This window comes from Candidatus Aegiribacteria sp. (assembly GCA_021108435.1).
GTDB lineage: Bacteria > Fermentibacterota > Fermentibacteria > Fermentibacterales > JCC-6 > Aegiribacteria.
Genome location: JAIOQY010000083.1, coordinates 1 through 11083, shown reverse-complemented (window position 1 = coordinate 11083; position 11083 = coordinate 1). Strand labels below are relative to the sequence as shown.

Below are 11083 nucleotides of genomic sequence, written 5' to 3'. Positions count from 1 at the left end.
AATTCTTGGCGGAGCCGAAGCTTCCATAAGGATAAGGCGGGAATAATTCCCGCCCATTATTAGCTGATGACTGTTCTGTGCTAGTCTATGAGCACAAACGAAGTGGAAATCCTTTCACGACCGATATCCAATACACAGTAGTAGACACCCATGGGCAGAAGTGATCCCGAACCCTGCCCGTGATCTATCGTATAGGTGCTTGAACCTTCAGGGATACTTCCAAGATCGGTTGTGCTTTTCAGCCTGCCTGTAACATCGTAGATATGTACCTCTACTGTTACTTCAGTATCTGACTCGATTTCAATGGTTATCGCTCCTCTTGTGACACCTATGAGATGAACATCAGTCAGTAATTCACACGATGATATGCCGCTAATTGGCTGATCAGATCCTCCCACTATATTTTTCCATAGACTGCCATTGCCTCCAACAGCGTAAACGTATACGGAGGGAACAAAACTTGGCCCCTTTACACTGCAGATTCCATAGAGACAAGTTGTTGTCACCGTATCTATAGCCCAATTTTCCCAGGGTGGAGTATTTCCATTATACCTTGTGCTGTAAATAGTATTAGTATTATCGCAAATACTCCAGGCTAAAGGAGGAAATCCTGGAATATCGATACAGGTGACCGCGAATTTTCCACCACCGGAACCCGGCAGAGTACTCCAGTTTGATCCTCCATTAACAGTGTAATAGCATCCATCATTGGTGGTTGCGGTCCATCCTAACTGGGTATTATCTACACAGAAATCAATATCACTTATCCGTTTATTAAGAACAGAGGGCCAGTATGGATTCGGGTTCATCTGTCTTCTACATAATGCATATATAGCGTTAAAATGGATTTGTCTTCCGATGAATACATTTGTTCCCCCGCCATATGTATATATAGTTTCTATACGAAATCCGGTCGTATGGTTGTATCGCCAAGGTGGCCATGATGTTGATAGACGTACTATGCACCCACGGGCCCCTTTGTATCCGCAGACCCATCCATCATATTCGCTGAAGATTGAAATATCTGAAAATTCCAAATCGTATCCGTTGGCGGAATCACTGTAAGCAAGATACCAATCCGAACCACCATTCACAGTCTTATAGATCTCCCCGGCAGTTGTTGCCACCCAACCTGTGCTGGAGCTTATAAAATCAACTCCTGATACATCATCAGAAACATCTAGTAGAGACTGATTAGTCCATTCATATCCACCATTACTGGTTTTAATTATGGTTCCATTCAATCCCACTGCCCATCCGGTGTCGTTGTTTACAAAAAAGACGTCCGTTAGACATTCTGTTGTTCTCGTGTATTCAGAAAGATCAACCCATGCAAGAACAGTACCAGTTCCAAGGAAAAGCAAAAGGAACACAGCAATTAGTGTTTTCGATGACATTATGCACCTCCAATGTTTGCCGTGAATACTGCAACATATATTATTATTTATCCCTTTAAAAGTCAATAACTAATGAATAATTAAATTCTTCACTTATATTCACAGGAGAATCCTACAGAGTTGTGTGTAAAAATACTTGATTAAAAGATAAGATCAATGCATTCAAGGCAAATACACAAACTAAATACCTAACCGTAAATGAGATGATGCGCTGGTCAAAGAGAATATCGTACACTTGAAGTAGCTTCGAATAAGGGTGGAAAGATTACCATCCTACAATACCCTTGATACCAGAATGGATACACTTGATCCGCTGATCCCGAAGCTCAGAAAGGGCAGTTACTATCCCTCCTTGCTTCTTGAGCAGAGGAAGCGACCAGATAGCAGTTGCTTGGTGTGTTATGTGATGGGCTCCACACGGATGTATGCGATCCTGCAGGGAACTGATCGCTAATCAGTTCAGCAACCAGCCATCCTGAGAGATCAAAAATCTACAGTTCAATTTCAGTCTGCCGGACGTACATCGAAATAGGGCGGGAATAATTCCCGCCCTTCCTGTTCAGATACTGTCTGCTATTTCTTCATCTTTGCATGCCAGTCTACCAGTATCGGGCTGGCTATGAATATCGACGAGTAGGTTCCCACAACTATACCGATCATCAGAGTTAACGAGAATTGTGACAACACTCCGCCCGAGATCAGGAAAAGCATCAGAGCCGCCATGAACGTGGTCACTGATGTGATAACGGTTCTGCTGAGAACCTCGTTGATGCTGATGTTCACGGTCTCGGCAAGGTTCTTGCCTTTTCTCAGACGCCTGTCCTCCCTGATTCTGTCAAAGACAACGATAGTGTCATTGATGGAATAGCCGACAATAGTCAGGATCGCCGCGATGATCGTCAGCGAAATATCAAGCTGTATCAGAGCGAGAAGTCCGATCGTTATAAGGGTGTCGTGAGCAAGCGCCGCTACAGCTGCAACGCCCCACTTGAACTGGAAACGATACCATACATAAAGGACGATGAATATCATCGACATGAAAATGGCGTTAAGCGCCTTGGATTTCAGCTCTTCTCCGACCCTGGGTCCGATCTGTTTGATAAAGGAGAGTTCTTCAGTGTCAGCATCGTATTCCATCGGAACACACCCGTTTATCTCCAGGGCGGTGTAGACTACATCTTTATCGGTCTCCGATGTGCGGATGACATAAGCTGCTTCTCCTGAATCTCCTTCATAATCCATGAGCTTCTGTACCTGTACGCCCTGAAGCCCTGAATCAGTCAGCAGGTTCTTCAGATCATCGGTGCCGATCTCTGTATTACTGATCACATTTGTCTCAAGACCACCGGTGAAATCGATGTCCAGATTAAGTCCCCCGTTTATGAAGTATGCACCGGCTCCGATAAGTAGAACCACTGCGGAGATTATATAGGTTTTCTTTCGCATCTCAACGAATGAGAAATGCTTCTCTCCCAGAAGAGACCATCTGCCGAAGCTGATGTCCATTCTTTTCTTGCTTTTAAGAAGAAGCTCTATGAAAGCCCGTGAGAAGACAAGAGAACAGAACATACTGGCCAGAATACCTATCGATAGTGTAACAGCAAATCCTTTGATGGGGCCTGTACCAAATTTGTACAGGACAAGCGCGGTAATAAGTGTGGTGATGTTCGCATCAAGAATTGTTACGAATGCTCTTGAATATCCTGCCTTTACGGCTGCGCGAATGCCTTTGCCTGATCGTTTCTCTTCTCTGATTCTCTCGTATATGAGCACACTGGCATCAACCGCCATACCAATCGTAAGGATAATACCCGCAATTCCAGGAAGCGTCAGTGTAGCGTTCAATCCTTTAAGCCCGAGTTGAGCAAGGGGGCCGGGGAAACAGAGAACTCCCATGATAATAAGCATATCGAATACGAGGGCCATTATCGCGATTATACCAGCTGTTCCGTAATAGATGATGATGAACGCCGCAATGAGGAGAGTAGCGATTATCCCTGCAATCATACCCCTGTTGATCGACTGCTGGCCAAGGCTGGGGCCAATAGTCTGTTCTTCTGCTATCTCCAGTTCCGCCGGAAGTGATCCTGCTTTCAGAACAAGCCTGAGGTCTCTGGCTTCCTCGGTCGTAAACCCTCCGGATAATCTTGTTCCGGATCCAGATATCCGTTCACGGATGGTTGCCGCGGAATACACGGTTCCGTCAAGAACAATGGCAACTCTTTTGCCAACGTTATTGCCGGTTATTTGTTCCCAGTTATCTCTTCCCTGTGAATCGAATTCCACTATAAGATATGGATTGTTGTTAAGAGACTGTGCGCTTCCCATTCGGATTCTAACGTCTGTCAGACTTGCACCGGTAAGGAAATAATTTTCATTTACCTGGTCAGAATTACGCTCCCAGCCTCTTGTCATGTCTCTTGGAAGAAGATAGAGTGCTCGGAAAGAACCATCAATTGTTTCTTCAAGTCTGCCGAATTTAAAGACGAGGTTGGCTTCCTTCAATATTGAATCAACATCTGGTCTGTTGATTATATCGTTCAGCCTGTCCATTGTGTCACCGTCATAAACCAGCCAGTCTCCCGGAGATATGCTCACTGATGATCGGGCTATGTCCTCCTGCGCAATTTCAATCATGGTGCCCAGGCTGCCGGGTCTATCAAGTTCAGGCAGTGTTACATCCTGAGATTCCTGATTCGAACGAATCTCTTCCGGCTGCGGCAGAGAAAAACCTTCCGGAGCAACTGACAGGCCTATCGAGTCAACAACATCGGAAGCTTGCGAAATCTCTGTTTCAGTGGGATCCGAAGGTCTTTCCATCAGGCTGTCCAGTGGAGCAGGAACCATGTCCTCGGAACCTGACGTAATGAGATTATCAATTTCTCTTAGAACCGGAACACTTGCGGTTGTCGGGTGTTCTTCCGTCGGATAGGCAACCAGTTTGAATTCAAGCAAAGCCTGTCTTTCGACAATAGCGCGTGCTCTCGCCGGATCTCGAACTCCAGGGAGCTGAATGACTATTCTGTCCTCTCCCTGTCTGGTTATGGATGGTTCTGATACACCGAACTCATTGATCCTGTTCCGTATAACTTCAAGAGCCTGATCAATTGCGTCCTGCTCATCCAGTCCGGGTGTAGGCTTTACCATATAGGAGAGGTACATCCCTCCTTGAAGGTCCAGTCCTAGTTTTATCGTACCTTCCCGCTCCTGGTTCAATTCTCTGTACTCCGCGATGAGTTCCTCTCCGCCTTCATTCTGAAGACTGTCAAGAACTGCTCTGAGATGCGGATTATCCGTTTCCGGCTGGACGCTTGCCTCAGCACGATCTCTTTCTTCGGCAGGCATAGAGTACCATCGAATCGTGGGCCATACCATAAGAAGAGATGCTATGAAAAGAGTTATTGAAGTCCAGTTACGCCATCTGGCGGTTTTATTCATATGTAACAACCTCCGTAGAAGCCTTCAGTAGAAGCCTGTCTAACTTGACATTCCGTCCGTGAAAATACAGCTGGAATATGATATCCAGCTGTTTATTACCGTATATACTTCAGCGAATCCGGCTGAATATAATGAAAACTACAGGAACAGATGAATACAGAGTGAAATGGCATCCGTCAACAAGGTGTGTTTTTAGTTACACATCTATCTTGTGGTGCTGTTCAATTCAAATCGAACAGGCTGGCCCTGAGGTGTATGGCATAGAAAGGAGAGTCCCCTGTCCTGCGCAGCAAAAGTTACGATGTGATTGAAACCGTTCCTGGCAAGCGATCTGGTTAATAAAAGATTCGCCTTATGTATGGATACTGAATTGAGCAGATCCATCGATTTTACAAGCGTATCTCCTGAAGCTGAGGATACCGGTCTGAAACCGGAGCCGTAACATATAGCGGCAAAATCTTCTTCAATCTGCCTGAACGGATCTCTCTCTGTTTCTTCCTGCGTTGTATCGGTCGGTTGAAGTTTCTGGTCCTGAGAGACCATCACAAACAACCCGGCAAAAACTGCAATCGAGAGAAGGATTAATCCCACCTCACTCCATGTCATATATTTTGCCTTTCTCATGAAGGAAGAATCTAATATTTTCAGGACGTCTGGAAGATTCTCTGAACACCTTGACAAGTCAACCTGAACAAGAAGGAGAAATGTGAAACTGATATTGCTGTTTATCGTCCTGCTTATCCCCTTTGTAATCGAGGCTGATGTTTCCAGCCAGGGAATTTCGGCTGAGGGAGGTCTCAGTGGTTATCCCTTCCTTCCAGGATCAATAGTATTAGATAGAGGTTTTCTTAGAATTCAGGGAAAGCTTGAGTATACAGAAATGAAGAATGACACCGGCAATTGTCTTCTTCTTCCCTTGAGTATTGTCTGGGGCTGTATCGATAATCTTGAATTCGGTGGCGAGATACCGGTCTATTTAAACGACTCCTCTGGCGACGGACATCTTCTTGGAGATATCTCAGCCGGGTGTTCATGGCTTTACGAAACCGCTCGCGGAGGATCTGCTCTGGTTTTCAAGGGGCTCATTACTCTGCCCACGGGAAGCGAGGGTCGGGATACCGGTTCTGAGCTTGCCTTCGGAATAGCAACAAGTACAACCTTCCGTCTTCTAAGGCTGCATACAGCAGCTTCCTACGTTCTTAATGGAGGCAGTAATCCTTTCGAGGGTCGTATTATTGATTACATGAAATTCTCTGCCGGAGGATCCAGCTACATCACCGGTGACCTTCAAATCATATGTGGCCTGGATGGCACTACAACGGGTGATCTGGGTCTTGCGGCGACAATAACATCCTACGCTGTTGATAATGCTGCTCTGTTCGTTTCGATGAGAGCCGGACTCAGTGGAAATAGGGAATACAGCATCTCGGCAGGAGTTGCCTGGACAGGTTCAGGTTTTTAGCGAGGACACGCAGCAGAGCCTCATGTTTTTGGGGACACGCAGCAGAGCCTCATGTTTTTGGGGACACGCAGCAGAGCCTGCATGTCCCCTTATACTGTGTATGGTGAGATTTTTCTCAGTTTCTCTATTATCGGCGGAAGCACTTCAAGCACGTAATCAATCTCCTGATCCGATGTGTACATACTGAGGCTGAAGCGTATCGCGGTATTCGCGTCAGCGGTACTGATTCCCATGGATGTGAGAACATAGCTTGGATCTTTGCTCCCTGTACTGCAGGCGGATCCTGAAGATACGAAGATCCCCGCAAAGTCGATTAAAGTAAGAATGGCTTCACTTTCCACGTTTATGAAAAGAACTGTTGCCGTATTGGGGAGTCTTTCCGCAGAGGCTCCAACTATAACCGCTCCGGGACATTTACTACGAATACCTGATTCAAGCTTTTCCAGAAGAGAGGATGTTTTCAATGCTTCCTCCGCAATGAAGAACCTTGCCATCTCTGCGGCTTTTCCAAGCCCGACGATCCCGGCGATATTGTAGGTTCCTGATCTCACCCCTTGTTCCTGATGTCCGCCATGCATGAACGGATTCAGTCTTAATCCTTTGCGAACATAAAGCGCGCCGACACCTTTTGGTCCGTGGAATTTGTGAGCTGAAAGACTGAGAAGGTCTATTCCCTCGGCCTTCACATCAACCGGAATCTTGCCGACCGCCTGAACAGCATCCGTATGGAAAAGCGCCCCTGCTCTGTGGGCTATCTCCGCGGCTTCCTTAACAGGCATAATGACGCCGGTTTCATTGTTTGCTTTCATTATGGACACCAGACCGGTTTCAGAGTTGACCAGTTCTTCAAGGGAATCCATAGAGACAGAACCGCTTTTATTCACCATGACCAGACCGAGAGGATGCCCGGTCTGCTCGATATATCTGGCAGTCTCAAGAACTGCTGGATGTTCCACAACGGATGTTACAAGCCCCGGTTTCTCGGAATCTGCTCCTGCACCGTAAAACAGGGCAGTGTTATCGCTTTCTGTTCCTCCTGATGTAAAGAAGATTTCTGAAGGTTCTGCACCGATTAGATCAGCGACCTGCTGCCTGGCTTTTTCTATGTCCTCAATGAGATTACTGCCGAATGTATGAAAACTTGATGGATTGCCGTACTTATCTTTATAAAACGGCATCATTGCATCAAGAACTTCAGGAGCCATCCGGGTAGTCGCGTTGTTATCCAGATAGACTTCCATCAGTCAATCCTCACTTCAACTGTACTCCCTGTTCTGTCATGAAGCTCCTTTTCAAGTATTTCAGTAACCTTCTGTCTGTTTGCGTCTACATTGCTTATTCGAATCCGTCCTGGATGAACGTGCTCTATACGGATTGTCCTGTCTCCAAGGATACTTCTGAGTTTGCCGGGATTCTCAGCCAGTATATCCTTAATAGCAACTGCGATTGCATCTCTTTTGGTGATGAAATTGTTAATCGCGTCTGACAGTGCGTCATGACCCATTACCGAGCAGTGGTATTTCTCTGCGGGCATACCTCCAAGGAATTTAACAATCTGGCTGTTTTTTATTCCTTTAGCCTCTTCAAGAGTCAAACCTTTAGCTATTTCTGTAAGAGCAGAGGCCGCTGCTATAGCTCCGGCACAACCGAAAGTCATAAACCTGATATCGGAGATTCTGTCATCATCATCTACTTTGATATCAAGCGTCATAGCATCTCCACACTGAGGGGAACCTACTTCGGAATGGCCGTCAGGATTATCAAGCTCCCCAGCGTTGCGCGGATTCATGAAATGATCCATCAATATCTCTGAATACTTCCACATGACTATGATTCTCCCCAATGAACATCCCCTGCGATCAGATCCTCAAGGGAATGATTCTTCATGAAGGAGTCGAACATATCTCTGAGACTCATCCAGAGAGGTCTGGTTACACATGTCTCCTCAAGAGGACACTGCTTCGTTTCATAGTTCTTTGATGGAGAACAGTTTACTCCGTCAGACAGACATGATGCCGGAAGAAAATCCGTTTCGAGAACGCTTATTACATCGAAAAGGCTTATCTCCGCCGGCGGAACCCCAAAAACGTATCCGCCTCCCGGCCCTCTTTTACCTTTGACTATTCCGGTTATTCTCAGTTTTCCGAATATCTGCTCGAGATAACGAACAGATATCTGTTCCTGCTCTGACAGCAGAGAAAGAGATACCGGGATATTCTTCTTCTGTTTCATCATCCTTGCCATTCGCGCAAGAACCCTCAGTGCGTACCTGCTTCTGGTCGATATTAACATATTTCCCCCTATTCCTATCGGAATATGAGTATATATAGATTCGATCTTTCGTCAAGCCCTCTTTCGATGAGTAATGATATGCTTCGTAATTACCCCGCCAACAGCGATTGCGATTACTCCCACCATCATTAAAAACAGCGCTATTCTGAGGGCCGACGGGAGGGGATCACCTGATTCACCGCTTCCCGCGAAGAGAACCTCAATATCAAACGACACCGTTACCGGTTGAAAATTCCCCCTGTTGCTGATGATCAGAACAAGGCTGCCAAAGCCGTTAATTCTCATATCAAATTCTCCGGATGAGGAAGAAACGTAATCCAGAGTATCAACGTTACCGCTGTTATTCCTCCACCGCATGTAGTCATCTGTGTGAAAAAGCAGCAGCTCTACTGAAGAAGTATCAGGGAGAATATCTATTGATACGGAAAGCCTGGAGCTGTCAGCCTGATACTCCTGAAGAGCGAACCTGACGCTTCTGTACTGACCTACTGAAATATGCAGGTCTTCTGTCTCGATGAGAGAGAAATGCCCTCCGTACAGAATTGAGACAGCAAGCAGTATGATAATCGGAAATGTCTTCATTCTCATTGAAATAGTATAGTAAGGATAGACAGCATTGCCACTCCCTCTGACGAATCTGTCGGTTGGAGATCAGGGAAGGAATCTTTTATATGTTTTTCGGAAAGATAAGCGAATATGCCCGGTAGAGGAATTTATTACTCTTTCGCCTCATGTCTTACGAAGCTGGCAGGTTTCAGAGGTGCGGAATTCCTCAGCGGAATTCTCTCTTCTCTCAGATATTCAGGCAATAGAGAACATAACCGTGTTTACCTCGGACACCTTGCCAGAGTGTTTCCCGGAATGAGCGGCAGCGATTTGAAAGTACTCCTGAAGCAATACTGGAGGGTTCATCAGAGAGCTTTCTTAGGTCTTTTCTTCGCGAGAAGTCTCCAGGAAGGCAATGCTCCTGAAAGGGTCGAACTGGAGAACAGATTTCTCCTGGATGAAGCTCTTGCGGAAGGAAAAGGGGTTCTTCTTCTTGTTCCACATTTCGGGGATGAACGCATGCTGCATATTCTTCTTGCCATTCTCGGATATCCATTGCATGTCATCTCTTCAAGATATGCTGACGCGGCTGATTCTGTGAAAAAAGCCAGGCTCTCTGTCAGTACCAGGTGGCATCACGTGGCTTTTCCAGATGAAAACCCGCGGTGGATCTACGAAACCATTAAAAGGGGACATATAATTCAAATAGCTCCCACAGCATGGGGAGGACCGAAAGGTCACTGGGTAAACAGTTTCGGTGTTCCTGTACTTGCTTCATCAACACCTCTGAGACTTGCTGAGACAACCGGATGCAAGCTGCTTGTAGCCTGTAATTACGCTTTGCCGGGCGTTCGATACAGAATAGTCTTTCAAAGCTTTTATCCTGAGCATTTCGACTCAAGGGGAACAGCTGACTTGTTCAGAATGTTTGAGATACTGGGAAAAGATCATCCGGATCAATACAACTGGATGAATCTTGTGATTAGACATAGAGAGACAAATACTATGGCGCGACTCGGCGGAATTCCCAGAGAGGAGAAGAAAGTTGAGTCACTCGCGATTGAGTCTGACTGGGATCCGGAGAATATATGCGATTTTCAGTCTGTCTCTTCTCTTAAGGGTCTGTCCAGATAGATTCGCCTGAGGGCCACTCCCTGTATAATCAGATACAATCCGACCAGAAGCGGTATCAATCCTGTTCCGGCAGCAATCAGTGGCAGAATTGAGGAATGAGTCGCTGATTCAATCGTTTCAGCAGCCTTTTCAAGATGATCAACGGCTTCGTTAAACGCTTCTTCAGTGTTGAACAGATCTCCTGCAAGAGAATCGACTCTATTCGCTACTTCTTCAAGAAGAGGCTCCATGGGCTGCAGTGTGGCCGACAGATGCTCCATTCCAACAATTGTTTGACCTGAAGTAGAGTATGTGTTTTCCAGACTGGACAGTACTTCTACAAAATGATCCTCGCCGATCACGGATAAAATAGCCCGGGGAAGGTTCTCTATACTCTGTGCTACAGTAAGGGTAAGATAACGCACATCTTCAGTGGTTACCTTTATACTGTTGATGGTTATCCATGTTTCGTGAATAACTTCACTCGTACTTCTTATGGAACTGCTGACATCCGTAATCAGAGATGATGATGTTCCGAAATCCCTGCCGATAAATTCTACTGCTGATCTCGCGCTGTAAATTCCCTCTGAAATAGACACAAGGCTTCCCTTCACAGGTTCCCATGCGGCAAATGCGACAACTATGATCAAACTTCCCACTATGATCGCAATTCCGCCTAGAATCCAGGAAAGCCATACTGAAAGACGGTACGAAACAAGATTCCTGCTTTTCATTTTCTATCCCCTGTTCGGAATGTCAATTAGTCCGCATATCTCACCAGAGTTACTACTGCAACGGCGCATAAGACACTCGCATACTGCGTTATGCTCAATCG

The 11083-nt window shown here is 46.0% G+C and carries 10 protein-coding genes; 2 read left to right on the top strand and 8 right to left on the bottom strand.

The window, feature by feature from the left end:
- Positions 1-80 precede the first annotated feature (80 nt).
- From K8R76_05160 to K8R76_05150, 3 genes are all read right to left on the bottom strand, one after another.
- On the bottom strand, positions 81-1397 hold the full coding sequence (locus tag K8R76_05160; GenBank protein MCD4847561.1) for a hypothetical protein: 1317 nt from the start codon (positions 1395-1397) through the stop codon (positions 81-83).
- A 573-nt stretch (positions 1398-1970) separates the two neighbouring features.
- The gene (gene secD, locus K8R76_05155) at positions 1971-4835 is read right to left on the bottom strand and encodes a protein translocase subunit SecD (GenBank protein MCD4847560.1); all 2865 of its coding nucleotides are present in this window, start codon (positions 4833-4835) and stop codon (positions 1971-1973) included.
- Between the two features lie 204 nt (positions 4836-5039).
- Positions 5040-5441 carry a hypothetical protein gene (locus K8R76_05150; GenBank protein ID MCD4847559.1) on the bottom strand — a complete coding sequence of 134 codons (402 nt, stop codon included), beginning with the start codon at positions 5439-5441 and terminating at the stop codon, positions 5040-5042.
- A gap of 100 nt (positions 5442-5541) precedes the next feature.
- Between K8R76_05150 and K8R76_05145 the strand changes: the two genes are divergently transcribed.
- Entirely contained in the window at positions 5542-6297 is a 756-nt protein-coding gene (locus K8R76_05145; protein ID MCD4847558.1) for a hypothetical protein, read from the top strand.
- Between the two features lie 89 nt (positions 6298-6386).
- Here K8R76_05145 and K8R76_05140 read toward each other — a convergent pair whose 3' ends face one another.
- Genes K8R76_05140 through K8R76_05125 form a run of 4 tightly spaced genes read right to left on the bottom strand, consistent with a single transcriptional unit; the run spans position 6387 to position 9171 of the window.
- The gene (locus K8R76_05140) at positions 6387-7541 is read right to left on the bottom strand and encodes an aminotransferase class V-fold PLP-dependent enzyme (protein ID MCD4847557.1); all 1155 of its coding nucleotides are present in this window, start codon (positions 7539-7541) and stop codon (positions 6387-6389) included.
- Positions 7538-8122: an iron-sulfur cluster assembly scaffold protein gene (locus K8R76_05135; GenBank protein MCD4847556.1), complete on the bottom strand. Its 585-nt coding sequence runs from the start codon at positions 8120-8122 to the stop codon at positions 7538-7540. The genes K8R76_05140 and K8R76_05135 overlap by 4 nt, the downstream gene beginning before the upstream one ends.
- Before the next feature lie 2 nt (positions 8123-8124).
- Entirely contained in the window at positions 8125-8589 is a 465-nt protein-coding gene (locus K8R76_05130) for an Rrf2 family transcriptional regulator (GenBank protein MCD4847555.1), read from the bottom strand.
- A gap of 51 nt (positions 8590-8640) precedes the next feature.
- Entirely contained in the window at positions 8641-9171 is a 531-nt protein-coding gene (locus K8R76_05125) for a hypothetical protein (protein MCD4847554.1), read from the bottom strand.
- Between the two features lie 114 nt (positions 9172-9285).
- Here K8R76_05125 and K8R76_05120 point away from each other — a divergent pair, with 114 nt between their 5' ends.
- A complete protein-coding gene (locus tag K8R76_05120) occupies positions 9286-10269 on the top strand; it encodes a lysophospholipid acyltransferase family protein (protein MCD4847553.1) in 984 nt (327 codons plus the stop codon).
- On the opposite strand, the gene K8R76_05115 is transcribed toward K8R76_05120, so the two are convergent.
- Positions 10233-10982, bottom strand: coding sequence for a hypothetical protein (locus K8R76_05115; GenBank protein MCD4847552.1), 750 nt, complete (start codon positions 10980-10982; stop codon positions 10233-10235). The two genes, K8R76_05120 and K8R76_05115, sit on opposite strands and share 37 nt — an antisense overlap.
- Positions 10983-11083 lie beyond the last annotated feature (101 nt).